This window comes from Streptomyces sp. NPDC048338, assembly GCF_043201055.1.
Classification (GTDB): domain Bacteria; phylum Actinomycetota; class Actinomycetes; order Streptomycetales; family Streptomycetaceae; genus Streptomyces.
Genome location: NZ_JBICYQ010000017.1, coordinates 50,000 through 69,348, shown reverse-complemented (window position 1 = coordinate 69,348; position 19,349 = coordinate 50,000). Strand labels below are relative to the sequence as shown.

Annotated in this window: 17 protein-coding genes; 6 read left to right on the top strand and 11 right to left on the bottom strand. The window is 73.4% G+C overall.

Annotated features, from left to right (window positions below; all coding sequences use genetic code 11):
* The first annotated feature begins 64 nt into the window (after window positions 1–64).
* From ACGFZF_RS33205 to ACGFZF_RS33195, 3 genes are read left to right on the top strand one after another with little or no spacing between them, the layout of a single operon-like run.
* Window positions 65–265 (top strand): hypothetical protein, encoded by a 201-nt coding sequence (locus ACGFZF_RS33205; protein WP_393560334.1) that lies wholly within the window; start codon window positions 65–67, stop codon window positions 263–265.
* A complete protein-coding gene (locus tag ACGFZF_RS33200; RefSeq protein WP_393560332.1) occupies window positions 235–2,685 on the top strand; it encodes an FxsB family cyclophane-forming radical SAM/SPASM peptide maturase in 2,451 nt (816 codons plus the stop codon). Before ACGFZF_RS33205 ends, ACGFZF_RS33200 begins: the two co-directional genes overlap by 31 nt.
* Window positions 2,682–4,817 carry an ATP-binding protein gene (locus ACGFZF_RS33195; RefSeq protein WP_393560330.1) on the top strand — a complete coding sequence of 712 codons (2,136 nt, stop codon included), beginning with the start codon at window positions 2,682–2,684 and terminating at the stop codon, window positions 4,815–4,817. Before ACGFZF_RS33200 ends, ACGFZF_RS33195 begins: the two co-directional genes overlap by 4 nt.
* 33 nt (window positions 4,818–4,850) lie before the next feature.
* Here the strand turns inward: ACGFZF_RS33195 and ACGFZF_RS33190 are convergent, their stop codons facing one another.
* Genes ACGFZF_RS33190 through ACGFZF_RS33170 form a run of 5 tightly spaced genes read right to left on the bottom strand, consistent with a single transcriptional unit; the run spans window position 4,851 to window position 10,186 of the window.
* The gene (locus ACGFZF_RS33190) at window positions 4,851–5,672 is read right to left on the bottom strand and encodes an ABC transporter ATP-binding protein (protein ID WP_393560327.1); all 822 of its coding nucleotides are present in this window, start codon (window positions 5,670–5,672) and stop codon (window positions 4,851–4,853) included.
* On the bottom strand, window positions 5,669–6,715 hold the full coding sequence (locus tag ACGFZF_RS33185) for an ABC transporter ATP-binding protein (protein WP_393560325.1): 1,047 nt from the start codon (window positions 6,713–6,715) through the stop codon (window positions 5,669–5,671). The genes ACGFZF_RS33190 and ACGFZF_RS33185 overlap by 4 nt, the downstream gene beginning before the upstream one ends.
* A 5-nt stretch (window positions 6,716–6,720) precedes the next feature.
* On the bottom strand, window positions 6,721–7,599 hold the full coding sequence (locus ACGFZF_RS33180; protein WP_393560323.1) for an ABC transporter permease: 879 nt from the start codon (window positions 7,597–7,599) through the stop codon (window positions 6,721–6,723).
* Window positions 7,596–8,549 carry an ABC transporter permease gene (locus tag ACGFZF_RS33175; protein WP_393560321.1) on the bottom strand — a complete coding sequence of 318 codons (954 nt, stop codon included), beginning with the start codon at window positions 8,547–8,549 and terminating at the stop codon, window positions 7,596–7,598. Before ACGFZF_RS33175 ends, ACGFZF_RS33180 begins: the two co-directional genes overlap by 4 nt.
* On the bottom strand, window positions 8,546–10,186 hold the full coding sequence (locus ACGFZF_RS33170; RefSeq protein ID WP_393560319.1) for an ABC transporter substrate-binding protein: 1,641 nt from the start codon (window positions 10,184–10,186) through the stop codon (window positions 8,546–8,548). The genes ACGFZF_RS33175 and ACGFZF_RS33170 overlap by 4 nt, the downstream gene beginning before the upstream one ends.
* A gap of 131 nt (window positions 10,187–10,317) precedes the next feature.
* On the opposite strand from ACGFZF_RS33170, the gene ACGFZF_RS33165 reads away from it, so the two are divergent.
* Window positions 10,318–11,409, top strand: coding sequence for a LacI family DNA-binding transcriptional regulator (locus ACGFZF_RS33165; RefSeq protein WP_393560317.1), 1,092 nt, complete (start codon window positions 10,318–10,320; stop codon window positions 11,407–11,409).
* On the opposite strand, the gene ACGFZF_RS33160 is transcribed toward ACGFZF_RS33165, so the two are convergent.
* Window positions 11,376–13,010 (bottom strand): amidohydrolase, encoded by a 1,635-nt coding sequence (locus ACGFZF_RS33160; protein ID WP_393560315.1) that lies wholly within the window; start codon window positions 13,008–13,010, stop codon window positions 11,376–11,378. The genes ACGFZF_RS33165 and ACGFZF_RS33160 overlap by 34 nt on opposite strands.
* A 93-nt stretch (window positions 13,011–13,103) precedes the next feature.
* On the opposite strand from ACGFZF_RS33160, the gene ACGFZF_RS33155 reads away from it, so the two are divergent.
* On the top strand, window positions 13,104–13,814 hold the full coding sequence (locus ACGFZF_RS33155; RefSeq protein ID WP_393560313.1) for a TetR/AcrR family transcriptional regulator: 711 nt from the start codon (window positions 13,104–13,106) through the stop codon (window positions 13,812–13,814).
* A 10-nt stretch (window positions 13,815–13,824) separates the two neighbouring features.
* On the opposite strand, the gene ACGFZF_RS33150 is transcribed toward ACGFZF_RS33155, so the two are convergent.
* Entirely contained in the window at window positions 13,825–14,457 is a 633-nt protein-coding gene (locus tag ACGFZF_RS33150) for a TetR/AcrR family transcriptional regulator (RefSeq protein WP_393560311.1), read from the bottom strand.
* A gap of 87 nt (window positions 14,458–14,544) precedes the next feature.
* Between ACGFZF_RS33150 and ACGFZF_RS33145 the strand changes: the two genes are divergently transcribed.
* The gene (locus tag ACGFZF_RS33145) at window positions 14,545–14,955 is read left to right on the top strand and encodes a DUF4345 domain-containing protein (protein WP_393560309.1); all 411 of its coding nucleotides are present in this window, start codon (window positions 14,545–14,547) and stop codon (window positions 14,953–14,955) included.
* 129 nt (window positions 14,956–15,084) lie between these two features.
* Here the strand turns inward: ACGFZF_RS33145 and ACGFZF_RS33140 are convergent, their stop codons facing one another.
* The 4 genes from ACGFZF_RS33140 to ACGFZF_RS33125 are packed head-to-tail and all read right to left on the bottom strand — an operon-like array spanning window position 15,085 to window position 19,338.
* The gene (locus ACGFZF_RS33140; protein ID WP_393560307.1) at window positions 15,085–15,993 is read right to left on the bottom strand and encodes a TauD/TfdA dioxygenase family protein; all 909 of its coding nucleotides are present in this window, start codon (window positions 15,991–15,993) and stop codon (window positions 15,085–15,087) included.
* Window positions 15,994–16,019: 26 nt separating this feature from the next.
* Window positions 16,020–16,388, bottom strand: coding sequence for a 4Fe-4S dicluster domain-containing protein (locus ACGFZF_RS33135; RefSeq protein WP_393560305.1), 369 nt, complete (start codon window positions 16,386–16,388; stop codon window positions 16,020–16,022).
* A complete protein-coding gene (locus ACGFZF_RS33130; protein WP_393560303.1) occupies window positions 16,385–17,989 on the bottom strand; it encodes an FAD-dependent oxidoreductase in 1,605 nt (534 codons plus the stop codon). Before ACGFZF_RS33130 ends, ACGFZF_RS33135 begins: the two co-directional genes overlap by 4 nt.
* Window positions 17,986–19,338: an LLM class flavin-dependent oxidoreductase gene (locus tag ACGFZF_RS33125; protein ID WP_393560301.1), complete on the bottom strand. Its 1,353-nt coding sequence runs from the start codon at window positions 19,336–19,338 to the stop codon at window positions 17,986–17,988. The genes ACGFZF_RS33130 and ACGFZF_RS33125 overlap by 4 nt, the downstream gene beginning before the upstream one ends.
* Window positions 19,339–19,349: the final 11 nt, after the last annotated feature.

Here is a 19,349-nt window from a genome sequence, read left to right as displayed (position 1 = left end):
TGTTTTCGCAGACCTGAGCACTCTCGATCGGCCGTCATCTCCAGCCACAGCGGAAAAGGTGACCATGAGCGACCTCGAACCTCTCGCGCGTCCGCTTCCCGACCTCAGGAACATTTCACTGGAAAGCCTCTTCACGGATCACGCGGGACTGGTCGCGGAATTCCGCACCCGCGTCGTCACCCCGGAGCTCCCCGCCCGAATGGCTGCCTTCAGCTCCGAAATCGGCGGGGACGAGTGCCTTCCCTCATCGACCAGTACGTCCTGAAGGTCCACGGCGCCTGCGATCTCGCCTGCGACCACTGCTACGTGTACGAGCACGCGGACCAGAGCTGGCGGGCGAAACCCCGCACCATGAGTCCGGCCGTCGCACAGCGGGTGGCCCAGCGCATCGCGGAACACGTGGGAAGGCATGCGATCCCCACGGTGCGCATCACCCTCCACGGAGGCGAGCCGCTGCTTCTCGGCGTCGTACGACTGCGCGAGCTGATCCACACGCTCCGTGGCGTCCTGGACGGCGTCGTCCGGCTCAGCCTGCACATCCAGACCAACGGTGTGCGGCTCGATCCGGCGTTCCTCGAACTCTTCGCCGAATCGGGGGTGCAGGCGGGCGTCTCGCTCGACGGCGACCGGGCCGCGAACGACCGGCACCGTCGCTACGCGAGCGGGCGCAGTAGCCATGCGGCGGTGCTGCGTGGCCTGGCCCTGCTGCGCCGTGAGGAGTTCCGCCCCCTGTACGGAGGGCTCCTCTGCACGGTCGACGTCGCGAACGACCCGATCAGCGTGTTCGAGGCCCTGATGGAGCAGGCACCGCCCCGCCTCGACTTCCTGCTGCCGCACGCGACCTGGGCGCACCCGCCGCCCCGGCCGAGCGACGTCCCCACGCCGTACGCCTCCTGGCTGGGCCGCATCCACGCACGCTGGATCGCCGACGGCCGGCCCGTGCCGATCCGCCTGTTCGACGCTCTCGCGTCGGCTGCCTGGGGCGGTGCGAGCGGCAGCGAGGCCGTGGGTCTCCGGCCCGTCGCCCTCGCGGTCGTGGACACCGACGGATCGTGGGAGCAGGCCGACTCCCTCAAGACGGCCTACGACGGCGCTCCCGCGACCGGCATGTCCGTCTTCACGCACAGCGTGGACGACCTCGCCCGCCATCCCGGGGTCGCCGCCCGCAACGAGGGATACGCGGGCCTGTGTGCCACCTGCCTCGCCTGCCCGGTGGTCCGCATTTGCGGGGGCGGCCTCTACGCCCACCGTTTCCGGCCCGGCAACGGATTCGACAATCCCTCCGTCTACTGCGCCGATCTGAAGCGGCTCGCGTCGGAGATCCCGGCGGCGCGGATGCGGGGGATCGCGGTTCCGCGCCCCACCGATCCTGCCCCGCCGCACGTTCATCGGCTGCCGGACGGCGCCTTCGACGCCTTCGCCTCGGGAGCGGGGACGGTCCAGGGGACGAAGGCCCTCGCGGACATGCAGCTGTCGCTGACCAGGGCCCTGGTCGCGGGGCTGGACCCGTGCCACGACAGCTCGTCGGACCTGGCGGTGGTGGCCGCCGCCGGCCGGCAGCTTCTCGTGGAGCTGGACGGCAGCCACCCGGCCGAGACCGCGGAGGTCCTCCGCCACCCGTTCGTCCGGACGTGGGCGAAGGACCGCCTTCGCCGTGAAGCGTCCGGAGGCGCGGGGGACGACCCCCAGGGCGGCACGGCGGACAGGCTGCGCGACCGGGCGCACATCGCCGGCGTCGCGGCGGCCGTCGCCTGGCATGCCGGAGTCACCACACAACTGCCCCTCCCCGTGCGGAACGGGCTGGCGCACCTGCCCGGCCTCGGCGCGGTACGGGTGGACCAGGCGGAACACACGACCGAGGTGACCGTCCGGGGGAGGAGCGGGCCGCCCCACGGCTGGATCCGGATCAGACGGCTGATCACACCCTGGCTGCCCGTCGCCCTGGACGACCTCGACCCGTACCGCGCCCCGCCCGCCGGAGCCGTCGTCCCGTACGACGGCATCGCCCTCGATCGGCTCTCCCCACGGCAGTGGACGGCCTGGCAGATCGCCCTCAGCCGGGCAGGCCGCGAGCTGAGCCTGTTGGTTCCCGCCTACGCCGCCCCGTTACGGGCGGCATCCCGGGTCGTGGTCCCCCTGCGGCCGATGCCGGCAGAACCGCATCTCCCCGCCCTCCGCGGGCGGGCGCCGTTCGGTGCACTGGCCCTGGCGACGCCCACGAGAACCAGCGACACGGCAGCCGCGCTGCTCCGGCACTTCCAGAGCGCCAAACTCGACGCGCTGACGGACGCGTACGTCTTCTTCGACACGGACGGACCCGCTTCCCTCCCCGTGCCGTGGCGGACCGCCCCCGTATCGCCGGGGGAAGCGCTCCACGGCGCCTACGCACAGGTCGCCCTGGCGGAACTCTGGCGGGCGCGTGCCGGTGCGCCCCCACGCGACGGGACGCGGTCCCGCGGGCGGGACCGGTTCCGGTCGGCCGACGCCGCCGCGGCCTTCCGCCGCTCGCTGAACCGGGCCGACGCCGTGGTGGACACGCTCGCGGCCGAGGCCGGGACGGCCCCGGCCGGAGCGCGGTTCCTGGCCGGTCTGCGTACCGCCATCGACCGGCTGTCCGCCGCCCCGGTCCCGGTGCCGGCTCCCGGCCGTGCGCCCGGAGCACGAAGGGCGGGGTCGTCCACGTGAGCGCGGACGGTGAGAGCAACACCTTCGCCGGCCGCGCCACCCATGTGGTGCAGGCCGGGGTCATCTACGGCGGCGTCCACGGGCGCGGGGACGACCTCCGGGAGCCGGCTCTGCCGGTGCCGAGGCAACTGCCCCGGGCCGCGACCTGTTTCACCGACCGATCGGACGTCATGGCCGCCCTCAGCACGGTCGCCACGACGACGAACGGGGTCGCCACGGTCTCGGGGCCGGCGGGAGTGGGCAAGAGCGCACTCGCCGTCCACTGGGGACAGCAGGCGAGGGACCGGTACCCGGACGGCCAGCTCTACGCGAACCTGAGGGGCTACGACGTGCTCGCACCCCTCGCGCCCGAGGAGGTCCTCCACGGATTCCTCTCGGCCCTGGGCGCGCCGGCGGACCGGATGCCGGGCTCGCTGGACGCCATGTCCGCGCTCTTCCGCTCCCTGCTCGACGGGAAGCGGGTGCTCCTGATCGCGGACAACGCGGGCAGCGCCGACCAGGTGCGGCCGCTGCTCCCGTCCGCGCCCGGTTGCTTCACGATCGTCACGAGCCGGGACCGGCTCGGCGGCCTGACCGCCGTGGACGGTGCCACGCCCGTGCAGATCAGGCCGCTGGACACGCCACAGGCGGTGGAGCTGTTCCGCAGGCTCTCGGGCGACGACGACGGTGAGGACGGCGACGAGGTGACCCGGCTGGTGCGGCGCTGCGGCCGCCTCCCGCTCACGGTCCGGATCGCCGCCCAGCAGGCGGGCTCCGGCACGAGTCTGGAAGAGCTGATCGAGGAACTGGACGGTGACGGCCGCCGGCTGGAATCGCTGTCCATGTCGGACGAGCGAAGCGGAGTGCGCACTGTGTTCTCGTGGTCCTATCAGCAGCTTCCACCCGCCGGCGCCAGGGCCTTCCGGCTGCTCGCCCTGCATGCCGGGCCGGACTTCTCCCTGTCGACGGCCGCCGCTCTGATCGATCTTCCCGTACCGGAGGCCCGCCGGGTTCTGCACAGTCTCGTGGCGGTGAACATGCTGGAGGTGTCGGGACCGAGACGGTACGGCTACCACGACCTGCTCCGGGACTACGCCCGGGAACGGGTCGCGGTGGAGGAGACCGACGAGGTCCGGGCCGAAGCGCTGGGCCGCGAGCTGTCCCACTATCTGCGGATGGCGGACGCCGCGGACCGTGTGCTGGTCCCCGAGCGTCAGCACGTACCACTCGAACACCGCGCGGACGGCGAGGCCGCGCCGTTTCCGGGGCCTGAGGCAGCACTCGCGTGGTGCGACTCCGAACTGCCGAGCCTGGTACCGGCCGTGGGCCAGGCGGTGCAACTCGGCCTGGACGACGTGGCGTGGAAGCTGCCGGTGGCGCTGGTGTACTTCCTGCGGCTGCGCCGGCACGACGCCTACCGGCGGGCGCTGTCGGACACCGCCGTCCAGGCCACCCGCCGCCTGCGCGACCAGTGGGCCGAGACCTGGAGTCTCATCTGTGTCGCGGGGGCGGAGTCGGACATGGGTCGCTACGAGGACGCCATGCGCCACCTCACCGAGGCGCTGGCCATCAGCCGGGCCATCGGCGACAGCCGTTGGCAGGCGACCAGCATCTACAACATCGCGTGGACGCTGCGCCTCATGGGACGCCACGAGGAAGCCCTGGAACGCCAGCGGGAGGCACTCCCGATCCACCAGAGCAACGGCGACCGGCGGGGTGAGTCGATCACGCGGACCGAGATGGCTGCGTCGAGTCTCGCCCTCGGCCGGCCCACCGCGGCGTACGAGGAGTACGAGCGGGCTCTCGCCGGTGCGCGGGCCGCGGCCGATCTACCGACCGAGGCCAAGTCGCTGCACGGACTGGGCGACGTCTGCCGGACGATCGGCCGGACCGATGAGGCGATGGGCTGGTACGGACGGGCCGTCGACGTACGACGGCGCGTCGGGGACCTGCTCGGGCTGGCCCGCTCGCTGGACGGCCTCGCCGAACAGCTCGCCGCCGTTGGTCGGACGGACGAGGCCCGGGAGGCCCGGACCGAGGCGGTCGCGATCCTCGAGTCCCTCGGGAACCCGATGGCCGACGAGGTGCGACGCCGTCTCGAGGCGGGCGGCCCCGGTGCGGAGCCCGGGGACCCGCCGTCCGGGAGATCATGAGGACGCCGGGCCCCGAGGAGGTCGTGCCGCCCGTCACCCGCCCCCGGGGATCCGGCCGCGGCGGGGCACCGAGTCCAGCAGGAGGCGGGTGTACGGGTGTTCCGGGGAGCCCAGGACCCGGGCGACCGGGCCCGACTCCACGACGCGACCGGACCTGAGGACGAGGACCTCGTCGGCGATGTGCCGGACCACCGCCAGGTCGTGCGTGACGAAGAGGTAGCCGATTCCCGACTCGCGGCGGATCGCGCCGAGGAGTTCGAGGATCTGCGCCTGGATCGACACGTCGAGTGCGGCGACCGCCTCGTCGAGGACGAGGACCCGGGGCTCGACGGCGAGGGCGCGGGCGATCGCCACGCGCTGCCGCTGGCCGCCCGAGAGGGCGCGGGGGAGCGCGGCGGCCTCGCGGGCGCCGAGGCCGACCTGGTCCAGGAGCGCGGCGACCCGGGTGGCGCGCCCCGGCGCGTCGAGATCCGTGTGGAGCCGGAGCACCTCGTCCAGGCATCCGGAGACGGTCACCCGGGGATCGAGCGAGAGGTACGGATCCTGGAAGACCATCTGGATCTCCCGGGCCCTGGCCAGCCGTTCCGCCCTGCCCCGCGGCCGCGTGGAGCGGTCCCGGCCGTCCAGGCGGACGGTCCCGCCGTCGGGGCGCTCCAGGCCGACGAGCATCCGCACCGTCGTGGTCTTGCCGCTGCCGGACTCCCCGACGATGGCGAGGGAGGCCCCGGGCGCCAGGGAGAAGGACACGTCGTCGACCGCCGCGTGGTCCCCGTACCGTTTCCGCAACCCCTCGACGACCAGTCCCTCGACGACCGGCCCCTCGGTGAGCCGTGTCTCCTTCGCTGCGGCGGTCACAGCGTGATCCCTTCGTCGGCGCGGTGGCAGGCGGCGAGTCCGTCGCCGTGCCGGGCGAGTACGGGCTTCTCCTCGGAGCAGCGCGGCACCGCGTGGGCGCAGCGCGCGGCGAAGGCGCACCCCGGCGGCGCCTCGGCCAGGGAGACGGGACGCCCGGGGATGGGCCGGGGCGCCGGTGTGTCCGCCGCGATGCTCGGCGTGCAGGCGAGCAGCCCCGCGGTGTACGGGTGCCGCGGCCGGTCGAACAACTCGTCGGTGCCCCGGGTCTCCACGATCCGGCCGGCGTACATCACGTACACCCGGTCGCAGACGGCGGCGGCCAGTTCGAGGTCGTGGGTGACGAAGAGCAGGCCCGCGCCGCGCTCGACCCGCAGCCGGTCGAGGAGGCCGACGATCTCGGCCTGGGTCGTGACGTCCAGGGCCGTGGTCGGCTCGTCGGCGACGATCAGCGCGGGCTCGGCGGCGAGCGCCGCGGCGATGACCACCCGCTGCAGCATGCCGCCGGAGAACTCGTGCGGCCGGCGTCGCAGGGCGCCGCGCGCGTCCCGGATGCCGACCGCCGCGAGGAGTTCGAGGGCCCGCGCGGTCGCCGCGGCGGCGGGGGTGCCGGCCGCGCGCAGTCCTTCGGTGAGGAAGTCCCCGACGCGGCGCAGCGGGTTCACGGAGGAACGCGGGTCCTGGAAGACCATCGCGACCTGCCGGGCCCGCAGCGCGGCCAGCTCCGCACGGCTCATCGCGAGCACGTCCCGGCCGGCGACCCGGACCTCGCCGCTGGTGTGCGCGCCCGCGGGCAGCAGTCCGAGGACGCTGCGGCAGGCCACCGACTTGCCGGAGCCGGACTCGCCGACGAGCCCGACGCTCTCCCCGGGCCGTACCCGCAGGCCGACCCCGTCCAGGATCGGCCGCGCGGCCCGGTCGCCGGGCAACCGGACCCCGAGTCCGTCGATCTCCAGGAGCGGACGCGTGTCCGGGCCGGGACTCGTGTCCCCGGCCGGGATCGCGGCCGCGGCCGTCAGGTCCCGCGGATCCTGCGGCTTCTTCATGCTGTTCACCGTTCCCGCCTCGCGATCCGGTCGGCGAGCCCCTCGCCGACGATGCCGAACGCCACCACGGCGAGCACGATGCACGCGGAGGGCGCGAGGGCGGGCAGCATCGCCCCCTGCTGGACGGCCGACTGGCCCTCGTTGATCATGGCGCCCCAGTCGGCGGTCGGCGGCTGCACACCGAAGCCGAGGTAGGACAGGGCCGCCAGGTCCATCAGCGCGTAACCGAAGTTCATCGCGGACTGGGCGAAGACGGTGGGGGCGATGTTCGGCAGCAGGTGGCGCAGGCACACGGTCCAGCCGGACCAGCCCTGCACCCGGTAGGACTCGATGTACGGGCGGGCCTTCTCCTGGCGCGCGATGCCGCGCACCAGGCGGCCCACGTACGGGGTGTAGGCCACGGCCATCGCGATCACGGGCGCGGTCATCCCGGAGCCGACGACCGAGACGAGCAGGATCGCGAGCAGCAGTCCGGGGATCGCGAAGACCATGTCCATCGAGCGGGACAGGACCGAGTCCGCCCAGCCGCCGCGCCAGGCCGCCACCACGCCGAGCAGGGTGCCCAGCAGGGTGGAGACGCCGACGACGAGCAGCGGTCCGAGCAGCCCGGTGCGGGCTCCGTGCATCAGCCGCGACAGGATGTCCCGCCCGGACTGGTCGGTGCCGAGCAGGTGCTCGCCGGTGGTCCCGGCCAGGCTCGCCGCGAGGTCCAGGGCCTCGGGGTCGTACGGAGCGAGGACGGGGGCGAGCACGGCGATCAGGACGAGCGCGGCGAGCACCGCGACCGAGGCGGTGAACAACGGGCCCTGGCCGGCGAGGCGCAGGCGCCGCAGCCCGGGCCTGCGGTGCAGGACGGCGGGCTCCGAAGGCGCGGTCGTGGTCATGAGGAGCCTTCCCCGTGGAGGGACAGCCGGGGGTCGATGAGGGGGACGAGCAGGTCGACGGCGAGGTTGACGAGGACGAACGCGCCCACGCTGAGCAGGGTGATGGCCTGCACGACGGCGAAGTCCTTGGCGGTGACCGACTGCACGAGCAGGGAGCCGAGGCCGGGCACGTCGAAGGCCGTCTCGACGATCGAGGTGCCGATGAGGAGTCCGGCGAGCATCGTGCCGCCGACGGTGACGACCGGGCCGAGCGCGTTGCGCAGCACGTGCCGACGGACCACGGTCCACCAGGGGACGCCGCGGGCGCGTGCCACCTCCACGTGTTCGCGGCCGAGTTCGTCGAGCATCGCCGAGCGGGTGACCCGGGCGAGGAGACCCGCGAAGGTCAGTGCCAGGGCGAAGGCCGGCAGGGTCAGGTGGTACAGCCGGTCGGTGAACCCGGCCGGTGTGCCGCCGGGCCCGGGGAACCAGCCCAGCCGGACCGAGAACAGCGACACGAGCGCGATCGCGGTCACGAACGACGGGGTGGCCGTGGCGACGCCGCTCCCGAGGAGCACCGCCCGGTCCAGCGGTCCGGGGCGCAGCGCGGCGAGGACTCCGGCCGCCACGCCGACGAGGGCGACGAGCAGTGCCGCGTACCCGACGAGCAGGGCCGTGCCGGGCAGCCGGGAGCCGATGAGCGCGGTGACGTCCTGGTGGAACTGGGCGGAGCTGCCGAAGTCGCCCCGGAGGACACCGCCGAGCCACTTCGCGTACTGCACGGCCAGCGGGTCGTCCAGGTGGTACTGGGAGCGCAGGGCCGCCACGGCCTCGGGGGTCGCGGGGCGGCCGTGGAGCAGGAACGACACCGGGTCGCCGGGGGCCAGGTGGACGCTGCCGAAGACCACGACGGAGGTCGCGAACAGCACCGCCGCCAGGCCGAGGATCCGTCCGATGAGGTAGCGGGTCATCCGGCCGCGGCCCCGATCGTCGCGGCCCACGGGTAGTAGAGCTGGGCGATCCCGGTCGGGGCGCCGGTCACGCGCTTGCCGAGGAAGACCACGTAGGGCGCCTCGTAGAGCGGGATGACGGGCAGTTCGCGCATCGCGATCCCCTGGAGCACGGCCGTCCGCTCGGCCCGGACCGCCGGGTCCGGTTCGGCGTTGGCCCGGTCGAAGGCGAGGTCGAACTCGGTGTTCGACCAGTTGCCGTAGTTCCCGAAGTCGCCCGTGCGCAGGTACTGGTAGAACTCCAGCGGGTCGGGCGTGTTGTCGTAGCCGTTGGTGATGACCAGGTCGAGGCCGGCGCGCGCCTCCGGGTCGACGAAGATGCTGCTGTACGCCTCGGGGGGAACGGACTTCAGCTCGACGTCCAGGCCGATCTCCCGCCCGGCGGCCTGCACGGCGTTGGCGACGACGCTGATCTCGGGCGCGAGCGTGCTGGTGGCCAGGGTGATCCTGCGGCCGGTGGCACCGGACTCCTGGACGAGCTTCTTCGCGGCCGCGACGTCGTGGACGGGCTCGGGCAGGGTGTCGTGGAGCGCGGCGGTCTTCTCCGGCGCGAGCGCCCACGCGCCGCGCGCGGCGGGGGCCTTGGCGGGGACGCCGATGCCGCCGGCCGCGGCCTTGATGATGTTCTTCCGGTCGAGGGCCAGGGAGAGGGCCTTGCGGACCTTCAGGTTGCCGAGCGGGCCGCGGAAGTCGAGCACGGCGAGATTCGACGCGGCGGTGTTGGGGCCGAAGAGAACGGTGCCCTTGCCGCCGGAGCGGAGCTGCCCGATCGAGGCGGGGGCCACCATGTAGCCGCCGTCGGCGGTGCCGGAGAGGAAGGCGTTGGTGCGGGCGGCCGGGTCCTCGATGAAGGTGAACCTCACGGTGTCCGTCCTGGGGGCGAGCTTCGGGTCCCAGTAGGCGCCGTGCTTCTTCAGGGTGATCTCGGCACCCTGGGTCCAGGTGTCGAGGGCGTACGGACCGGTGCAGTTGACCTTGCCCTTGGGGGTGCCGTAGTCCTTGCCGGCCTCGGCCAGGGTGGCGGCGCTCTCGATGGTGCCGGGGGAGGCGGCCATCAGCTCGTTGAGCAGGATGTCGGGCTTGCTCAGCCGGAGCGTCACCTCCAGCGGACCGGTCTTCTCGACGGCGTCGACGTACTTGAACGCCGAGCCCCAGGGGGAACCGGTCCTCGGGTCCCTCTGGCGTTCGAGGGAGGCGACCACGTCGTCGGCGGTCATGGTCGTGCCGTCGTGGAACTTCACTCCGGGGCGCAGGGTGTAGACGAGCGTGCGCGGGTCGGGGCGTTCGTACTTCACCGCGAGGCCCGGCTCGATCCGCATGTCGGGCGTGACCCGCAGGAGCTGCTCGCAGACGTTGGCGAGCACCGTGTTCGGGGGGTAGTCGTACGCGAGGGCGTAGTCGAGCGTGTAGGGCTCGGCGTACAGGGACCAGGTGAAGGACTTCAGCGGGCCCTGCGCGGGCGGTGAGAGCGGAGTGACCTTGAAGTCCGCGCCGCCGCCGGCGGCGTGCTGAGGCGTCGTCGCGCCGGAACAGGCGCCGGTGGTGGCCGCGAGAGCGGCGCTACAGACGAGAAGCGCGATGGTTCTGGACATGCGCATGCAGACCCACCCCTTTACGGGTGTAGTGACGGGCGCTGGAGGATGGAGCGAGTATTGATGCGGGAACGTTCCCGCACAAGGCTCTGCGGGAACGGTTTTGCAAAGGTCGCGAGGGTGGCAGCATCAGTCACATGACCGAAGCCTCACCGTACGGCGGGCAGCCCTCGCCGCCCCTCCCGCGCGTCCGCCTCGTCGACGTGGCCCGCGAGGCGGGCCTCTCCAAGACGACCGTCTCGGCGGCACTGAACGGCACCGGAAGGCTCTCCCCCGAAGTGCGGGAGAAGGCCCGTGAGACCGCGCGCAGAATGGGCTACCGGCCCAACGCCACCGCGCGCCGGCTGCGCGCGGGACGTGCCCGGTTGATCGGATACGTGGTCGGGGAGTTCGCCGACGCCCCCTGGGCCTTCCTGGAGTCGCCGTACTTCGCCCGGCTGACCGCCGCCACCGCGGCGACGTCGTTGCGACGCGGCTACGCCATGGTGCTGCTGCCCGCCGGCTCCCTGCAGAGCGAGTGGGCGGACCTGGCGCTGGACGCGGTGATCGTCGCCGACCCGGTGGCCGACGACCGGATCGTCGACGACCTCCTCGCCGCCCGGATCCCCGTGTTCAGCGACCGCTCCGTCGAGGGGCGGCCCGGGGCGTACTGGGTGGACGTGGACGCCGGCGGCGCCGTGCGCGAGGCCCTCGACCACGTCCGCGAACAGGGCGCCCGCCGACCCGTCCTCGTGGTGCCGGACAGCACCACCCGCTTCCACACCGAGGTGTTCGCCGCACACCGCGCGTGGTGCGCGGATCGCGGCGTGCCGGAACGGGTCGTCCGCGTCGGGGCTCCGGGCAACCCGGCCGTCGTCCGCGCCGTCGAGACCGCCCTCGCGGGCGACCCGGCGGCCGACGGGGCACGGCCCGACGCCCTCCTCGTCGTGGCCGAGGCGAGTCCGCCCCTCGTCCTCGACGCGGTGCGCCGCCTCGGCCGCGACGTCCCCGGCGACCTGCTCCTCGTCTGTGTGAGCGAGGATGTCACCGCCGAGCACACCGAGCCGCCGGTGACCACCCTGAGCCTGCGGCCCGAGGCGATCGCGGAGGCGGGCGTCGCACGCCTGGTGGCGGTCCTGGAGGACGGTGCCCGGGAGCTGCCGGGGGTGCTCGTCCCGACCCGCCTCGACGTACGGGCGTCATCGGTCCGGCCCCCTCAGCCCGCGTGCACGAGCCGGCCGGCGACATAGGTCCGCTCCACCCGGGCCTCCGCGATCTCCTCCGCGGGCGCCGTCAGGATGTCGCGGTCCAGCACGACCAGGTCGGCGAGGTTGCCGACGCGCAGGCTGCCCGCGTCGTCGTGACCGTTCACATGGGCGGCGCCGGCCGTGTAGGCGGCCAGAGCCGTCGGCAGGTCGAGCCGCTGCTCGGGGTAGAAGACCCGGTCGTGGTCGGCTTCGGGATCCCGGCGGTTCACGGCCACGTGGATGCCCGCGATCGGATCGGGGCTGCTCACCGGCCAGTCGCTGCCGGCGACGAGGGTGGCGCCGGCGCGCACCAGGTCGCCGAACGGGTACTGCCAGGCGGCGCGCTCCGGTCCCAGGAACGGGATGGTCAGCTCGTCCATCTGGGGCTCGTGGGCCGCCCACAGGGGCTGGATGTTGGCCAGGGCGCCGAGCGCGGCGAAGCGGGTGAGATCGTCCGGGTGGACGACCTGGAGATGGGCGAGGTGGTGGCGGTTGCCGCGGTGCCCGTTGAACGCCACCGCCGCCTCGATCGCGTCCAGGGCCTCGCGCACGGCCCGGTCGCCCAGGGCGTGGAAGTGCACCTGGAAGCCGAGGGCGTCGAGCTCCGTCACGTATCCGCGCAGCGCCCCGGGGTCGACGAAACTCAGACCGCTGTTGGCCGTGGCGCAGCCGCAGCCGTCCAGATAGGGGGAGGTCATGGCGGCGGTGAAGTTCTCCGCGACGCCGTCCTGCATGATCTTCACCGAGCCCGCGCGGAACCGTCCGGTACCCAGCTTCTCGCGCCGCGCCAGCAGTTCGGGGATCTGCTCGGCCCCCCGCGCCCGGTCCCACCAGAGCGCCCCGGTCACCCGGGCGGTGAGCGAGCCGTCCCCCGCCGCGGTCACGTACGCGTCCGAGGGGTCGGGCCGGCCGTGGAGCTCACCGAGCATCGCGTCCTGCCAGCCGGTGATGCCGAGGGAGTGCAGCAGCTTCTGGGCCCGCAGCAGCCCGGCGAGGAGTTCCGCCGGTGTGGTGGCCGGCAGCAGCCGGCCGACCAGCGCGGTGGCGCCCTCCTGGAGCATGCCGCTGGGCGTGCCGTCCGGCTCGCGCTCGATCCGGCCGTCGGCGGGATCGGGGGTGGCGGCGGTGACCCCGGCCAGTTCGAGCGCCCGCGTGTTGGCCCAGGCGCCGTGGTGGTCCCGGTTGGACAGCAGGACCGGACGGTCCGGGACGACGGAGTCGAGCAGCTGCCGGGTCGGCAGCCCGCCCTCGAAGCTCTCCATCGACCAGCCGCCCCCGGTGATCCACGCGCGGTCGGGGTGCGCGTCGGCGTAGGCGCGGACCAGCGCCAGGTAGTCGTCGACGCCGACCGTCTCGGTCAGATCGCACTCGGCCAGCTCCACGCCGGCGAAGACCGGGTGCATGTGGGCGTCCTGGAAGCCGGGGATCAGCAGCTTTCCCGTCAGGTCGACCACCTCGGTGCCGGGGCCCACGAGTTCCCGCACCTCGTCGTGGCCCACGGCGGCGATCCTGTCGCCGACGACGGCGAGCGAGGTCGCCCGGGTGCGGGCCGGGTCCACCGTGAGGACGGGGCCACGGGTGAAGACCAGATCGGCCTTGGCCATTCGAAACTCCAGGAGCGTGAGACGACGGGCGGTGGCGCCATGGAAGCGGCAAGGCCGTTTACACGTCAATGGTGTTGACGTAAGGTCCCGGCCATGTCCGAACGTGTCGTTCCCGAAGCCAGGCGGCAGCGCCGGAGGCCCACGAAGCAGGGCGCCGTCCTCTCGGAGCAGCTCATCGTCGAGACGGCGCTCCGGCTGGTCGCCCAGCACGGCGCCGAAGCGCTCTCCGTGCGGAGGCTGGGCGCCGCGCTCGGCGCCGACCCGAGCGCGCTCTACCGCTACTTCCACAACACCGACGCCCTCCTCCTCGCCCTCGCGGACGAGATGATCGGCAGGGCGCAGGAGGGCTGGCGGGCGACCGGGGACTGGCGGGAGGACCTGCGCTCGATGGGCCTGCGGATCCACGCGTGCTATCTCACCCACCCGCAGGCGGCCGTCCTCGGCGCGTACCGCACCACGGGGCGCCCCCACGAGACCCGGGCCGTCGAGCGGATCCTCGGCATCCTCCGCTCCGCGGGCTTCCCCGACGCCCTCGCCGTCCGCGCCTACCACGCCTTCGTCGACCAGGCCCTGGCCTTCGCCGCCCAGGACGCCGCCGCGCTGGCGCTGCCGAAGGCCGCCAGGGAGGCCGACGAGGCGGTCTGGCACGAGGTCTACGGCAGGCTGTCGGCCGACACCCACCCGCATGTCGCCGCGACCTTCCCGCTGCTCGCCGCCGACATGCGCGACAGCGGCTACCCCTTCGCCCTGGAACTGACCCTCGCGGCGCTGGCGGCGCTCCGCCCGGCGGCGGACGAGGGCTGAGCGGGGTCCGTCACCCGCGGGGCGTGCCGGGTCCCGGGGCCGGCCGGTCGGGGGCGGGGTCCTCGGCGAGCAGCGGGCGCAGGGCGCCGAGGACCGCCCCGACGCAGACGTCGCGCAACCGGGTGCGGGTGCAGGTCTCGCGGGTGAGCCAGTCGACGGTCAGGACCTGGACGAAGACCAGCCAGCCCTTCAGGACGCCCGATACGGCCTCACGGGTGCCCTCGTCCGCGAGGGGCAGGACGGCCAGCAGCCGCGCGCGCAGGGCGTCCAGCTCGTTCGTCATGATCGTCTGGATCACGGGATCGCCCGCGAGGACCCGGTTGGCGGCGAGGACGGCGTGGCGGTTGGCCACGAAGTAGTCCAGATGGACGTCCATGCCCTGATTGAGCTGGTCCACCAGGGAGTCGGCCGGGTCGAGCCGTGTCTCGGCGAGGAGCCGGTCCGCCGCCTGCTGGTACACGGCCGCGAAGAGGGCCTGTTTGCTGGGGAAGTGACGGTACAGCAGGGCCCTGGAGACGCCCGCCTGTTGGGCGACGTCCTCCATCAGTACCTCGGCGTACGGATGCGAGGCGAAGAACCGCGCGCCGACGTCGAGGAGTTGGGCGCGGCGGTCGGCGGGAGCGAGGCGTTTGCGGGGAGGCACGCACGCATCTTAGTTGACATGTGTCTACTGGCGCGTCACCTTGGTAGACACATGTCAACTTGGCGTGTCCGACTGCTGGGAGGGAACATGGCCAGGGCCTTACGCGCACTCGCGCAGGTGATGGGCTGGAGCTGCGTGGCGATCGGCCTGCTCCACGTGGTACTCGGCAACGCGGCGATCCCCGGTGCCGGTTCCGCCGGCGCGACGGTCGACAGCTGGGGCCGCTTCATGGGGGCGGCCTTCGCCGGCTACGGCCTCGCGTGGCTCTGGGCCGCGCGACAGCGTCCGATCCCGGCCCGGGCGGTGCGATGGCTGGCCGGTGTCCTCCTGCTGGGCGGCGTGGGCCGGCTCCTCTCGCTCGCCGTGCACGGCCTGCCGCACGGGTTCCAGATCGCCCTGACCGTGCTGGAGCTCGGTCTGCCGCCCGTCTTCCTCCTGCTGGCCGACGCGGACGAACGGATCCCGCGCGGCGCGGAGGGTGTGCCGGCCGGGCGCTGAGCGCGCCCGGCCGGCCGTCGGCGCCGTGCTACGCACCCCGGACGGCGGTCAGCCGCTCCTCCGGAGCCGCCGGCGTCCGGTGGCAGGACACCGGGCTCCGGCCCGACCGGCGGGACGCTCTCGGAGGGATCATGCTGCCGCCGGGGTGTAGTGGGCGGCGTCGTCGCCCTCGATGATGTGGCTGAGCGTGCCGTCCACGCCGGCCGGGACATCGCCCGCGACGGTCACCCGGTGCAGCAGCCGCGGCAGGTCGCCGTAGTCGTCGGGGGCGTAGTGCTGAGTGATGCGGTTGTCGAACAGGACGAGGTCGCCGGGCTGCCACACCACGCGCAGGATGTTCTCGGGACGGGTGACGTACGACTGGAAGATGCGCAGCAGGTCGCGGGATTCCGAGGAGCCGAGGCCGATGATGCTCTGGGCGAAGCCGCCGATGAACAGTCCGCGTTCCCCGGTCTCGGGGTGCACCCGGACGACCGGGTGGGCGGTGCGGTACTTCCGGGAGACGAACTGCTTGCGGTGCTCGGCCGCCTTCTCGCTCGCCGGGGCGGCGGGGGCGGCGTAGTCGTACGCGTTCGTGTGCACCGCCCACAGCCTGTGGGCCAGCTCGCGCAGGGGCTCGGGCAGATCCCGGTAGGCGGCGCCCGAGTTGGCGATGAGGGTGTTCCCGCCGTAGGGCGGGACCACGATGCTGCGCAGCGTGGACGCCTTCGGCGGTGTGCGGACGAAGGTGACGTCCGTGTGCCAGGTGTTGGCGCGGATGCCCTCGTCGCCGTCCACGGGCAGGATCTGGGGCCGGCCGTCGACGGACGGCACGGTCGGGTGCGCCGTGGTGAGCTCGCCGAAGAGGGACGCGAAGCGGAGCTGACCCGCCTCGTCGAGCTGCTGGTCCCGGAAGACGAGGGCCTTGTGTTCCAGGAGCGCCGAGTTGATCTCGGAGACGACGGCGGGGTCGAGGTCGGCGCGGAGGTCCACACCGTGGATCTCCGCGCCGATACGGCCTCCGGTCCTGCGGACGTCGAAGCCGGTGCTGGTGGTCATGTGCGGTTCCTTTCGGGGGTGTTCGGTCAGGAGGTGATGGGTGGTGAGGGGCGGTCCGCCCCCGGCGGGCCGAGGGGAGGGCCGACGGCCCGCAGTGCGCCGGGCGTGCGGCCGTGTCCCCAGCCGATGTGCCGGCGATAGCTGCCGAGCAGTCCGGTACGGGCCAGCTGCTCCTCGTCCCGGGCGCCCGGGTCGTCGAGCAGCGGGCGGGTCTGCGGCGCGACGTACAGGGCGTCGACCGGGCAGTTCGCCTCGCACTGGAAGCAGGTCTGGCAGTCGTCGCGGCGGGCGAGCACCGGGACGCCGTCCTCGCCCCGGTCGAAGACGTCGGTGGGGCAGACCTTGATGCACTTGTCGCAGGTGATACAGCGTTCCGCCGAGACCAGTTCGATCACGAGGCCACCTCCAGTGGTCTGTCCGTCAGGGGGGTCAGAGGCTCGGGCCGGGTCCACACCCGGTCGAGGCCGCCGGTGACGATGCGGTGGTGCTGCCGCGGATCCTGCGCCGGGAAGTCGAGTCGCCTGGCCATGCCGCGGCTCTCGGTGCGGGCGAGCGCCGCGGTGTACATCCAGCGGGCGTGGGCCGCCATCGCCGACGCCTGCCGGGCCCGTACGACGTCCCCGCCTTCCGCGTGCAGGCTCGCGCGCAGCTCCTGCCAGAGGCCGTCGAGCACCCGCAGGGACGCGGTGAGCCGCTCGCCGTGGCGCAGGTAGTTCTTCTCGTAGGGCAGCACTTCGGCCTGGACGGCGCTGACGACGTCACGGAAGCCGCCGGCCGTTCCCGGCCTGCCCGTGGGCCGGATCCCGGCCCCGCCCAGGGGGACCGCCCGGCGTGCCGGGAAGAGGCTCCCCAGGGAGAACGCGTGGCGGGCCGCGCCCTCCCCCGCCCAGGAGCCCGAGGAGATGGCCCACGCGGCGTTGTGGCTGCCGCCCCCGGTGAAGCCGCCGCAGATCGCCTCACGGGAGGCCGCGTCCCCGGCCGCGTACAGCCCCGGAACGGTGGTGGAGCAGTCGTCGCCGGTGACGCGGATGCCGCCGGTGCCGCGCACGGTGCCCTCGGCCAGCAGCGTGACGGCGAAACGCTGGGTGAAGGGGTCGATGCCGAGCCGGTCGAAGGTGAGGAAGAAGTTCGGCTGGGCCAGCCGCATCGCCTGCCGGGCGGCCGGGTCCGCCCGGTCCAGGCGGCAGTACACCTTCTCGCTGAGCAGCGTCCTCGCGATCACGGACCTGCCGCCCTGGCTGGCCGCACCCTCCAGGACCGAGCCGTCCTCGCGGTAGAAGGTCGCGAAGGAGTAGAACGCGGTCTTGGTGACGGAGGTGCCCTCGGGCGCGATGCCGTACGCGTTGGAGAACTCCATGCCGGACAGCTCCGCGCCCGCCTCGGCGGCGAACAGCGCACCGTCGCCGGTGTTGACGTTGCAGCCCAGCGCGCCGCTGAGGAACGCGCAGCCCCCGGTGGCCAGGACGACCGCTCCGGCGCGCACCCGGTACGGCTCCCCGGCCTGGCGCCGGTGACCCCTGGCCCCGGCCACCGCCCCGGACGGGTCCGTGAGCAGCTCGGTCACCGGGCTGTGGTCGAGGACGCGCGCACCGGCCCGCTGGACGCGGATGCGCATCCTGCGCATGTACTCCGGCCCCTGCAGGCCGTTCCTGAGCTGCCTTCCGTCCGGCCCGGTCGGGAAGGGATAGCGGCCGGCCACCGCCAGTTCGTTCATGCCCGCGTACGTCCGGTCCAGCACCCGCGCCATCCAGCGCCGGTCGGCCAGGAACCCGCCCAGCGCCTCCCGGCTCGCCATGGCCGCCTCGCGCGCGGCGGGTTCCGGCGGGACGTACCAGACTCCGGTGCCGCTCGAGGCGGTGGCGCCGCTCGTGCCGCAGTAGCCCTTGTCAGCGAGGACCACGTCCGCCCCGGCCTGCGCCGCCTTGAGCGCCGCCCACGTCGCCGCCGGGCCACCGCCGACGACCAGGACGTCCGCCGTGAGATCGAGCCCGGTCACCGGGTGTCCCCTTCCGCCGCTGCCGCCGCCAGCCGGTTGGCGGGGCGGGCCAGTCCGTAGTGCTCGCGCAGGGTGCGGCCCGTGTACTCCGTACGGAACAGGCCGCGGCGCTGCAGGATCGGCACGACGTGGTCGACGAAGTCCTCAAGCCCTCCCGGCAGATGAGGCGGCATGATGTTGAAACCGTCGGCGGCGCCCTGGGTGAACCACTCCTCGAGCTCGTCGGCCATCTGCTCCGGTGTGCCGGCGAAGACGCGGTGGCCACGTCCGCCGCCGAGGCGGGCGATGAGCTGGCGCACGCTCAGGCCGTCGCGTCGGGCGAGTTCGGCGACGAGCGTGAAACGGCTCTTGTTGCCGTTGATGTCCCGCTCCTCGGGCAGCTCGGGCAGGGGCCCGTCCAGGGGCAGCCCCGTCAGGTCCGTTCCGAGCATTCCGGACAGCTGGGCGAGCCCGTACTCGGGGATCTGCAGCTCCGTGAGCTCCTGCTCCAGCGCGCGCGCCTCGGCCTCGGTCGACCCGATGACGGGGGCGATGCCCGGGAGCACCAGCAGCTGGTCCTCGCCGCGGCCGTGGCCGGCGAGCCGGGACTTGAGGTTCTTGTAGAAGTCCTGGCCGTCGGCGAGCGTCTGCTGGGCGGTGAAGACGGCCTCGGCGTACTGGGCGGCGAACTCCTTGCCGTCCTCCGACGAACCGGCCTGCACCAGGAGCGGGTGGCCCTGCGGACTGCGCGGAACGTTCAGCGGACCCCGCACCCCGAAGTGCTCCCCGCGGTGGTTGATCTCCCGTACCCGGTCGGTGTCCGCGTAGATGCCGCGCTCCCGGTCGAGCAGGATCGCGTCGTCCTCCCAGCTGTCCCAGAGCTTGGTGGTGACCTCGACGAACTCCCGGGCCCGCTCGTAGCGGAGCCGGTGCTCCAGGTGCTCGTCCTGACCGAAGTTGCGGGCCTCGTTCACGGTGCCGGAGGTGACGATGTTCCAGCCGGCCCGGCCGCCGCTGATGTGGTCCAGGGAGGCGAACCAGCGGGCGGTGTGGAAGGGCTCGTTGAAGGTCGTGGAGACGGTGGCGATCAGTCCGACGTGCTCGGTGACCGCCGCCAGCGCGGACAGCAGCGTGAGCGGTTCGAAGCCGCCCAGCGCGTTGTAGCGGGCGTTCCCCCACAGGGCGAGACCGTCGGCGAGGAAGACCGAGTCGAGCAGCCCGCGCTCGGCGGTCCGGGCGAGCTGTTGGAAGTAGGCCAGCTCGGTGACCCGTTCGGGCTGGGTGCGCGGGTGGCGCCAGGCGGCGTCGTGGTGGCCGGCGTTCATCAGGAAGGCGTTGAGATGCAGTCGGCGGGGGCTGGTCGCGGTCATGGGGTTCCTCG

Bases quoted from the DNA above. Each gene is read 5' to 3' on its own strand.
- ACGFZF_RS33175 (WP_393560321.1), bottom strand. From the start codon at position 8,549: ATGACCCGCTACCTCATCGGACGGATCCTCGGCCTGGCGGCGGTGCTG.
- ACGFZF_RS33145 (WP_393560309.1), top strand. From the start codon at position 14,545: ATGGCCAGGGCCTTACGCGCACTCGCGCAGGTGATGGGCTGGAGCTGC.
- ACGFZF_RS33125 (WP_393560301.1), bottom strand. From the start codon at position 19,338: ATGACCGCGACCAGCCCCCGCCGACTGCATCTCAACGCCTTCCTGATG.
- ACGFZF_RS33140 (WP_393560307.1), bottom strand. From the start codon at position 15,993: ATGACCACCAGCACCGGCTTCGACGTCCGCAGGACCGGAGGCCGTATC.
- ACGFZF_RS33185 (WP_393560325.1), bottom strand. From the start codon at position 6,715: ATGAAGAAGCCGCAGGATCCGCGGGACCTGACGGCCGCGGCCGCGATC.
- ACGFZF_RS33160 (WP_393560315.1), bottom strand. From the start codon at position 13,010: ATGGCCAAGGCCGATCTGGTCTTCACCCGTGGCCCCGTCCTCACGGTG.
- ACGFZF_RS33165 (WP_393560317.1), top strand. From the start codon at position 10,318: ATGACCGAAGCCTCACCGTACGGCGGGCAGCCCTCGCCGCCCCTCCCG.
- ACGFZF_RS33170 (WP_393560319.1), bottom strand. From the start codon at position 10,186: ATGCGCATGTCCAGAACCATCGCGCTTCTCGTCTGTAGCGCCGCTCTC.
- ACGFZF_RS33155 (WP_393560313.1), top strand. From the start codon at position 13,104: ATGTCCGAACGTGTCGTTCCCGAAGCCAGGCGGCAGCGCCGGAGGCCC.
- ACGFZF_RS33205 (WP_393560334.1), top strand. From the start codon at position 65: ATGAGCGACCTCGAACCTCTCGCGCGTCCGCTTCCCGACCTCAGGAAC.
- ACGFZF_RS33180 (WP_393560323.1), bottom strand. From the start codon at position 7,599: ATGACCACGACCGCGCCTTCGGAGCCCGCCGTCCTGCACCGCAGGCCC.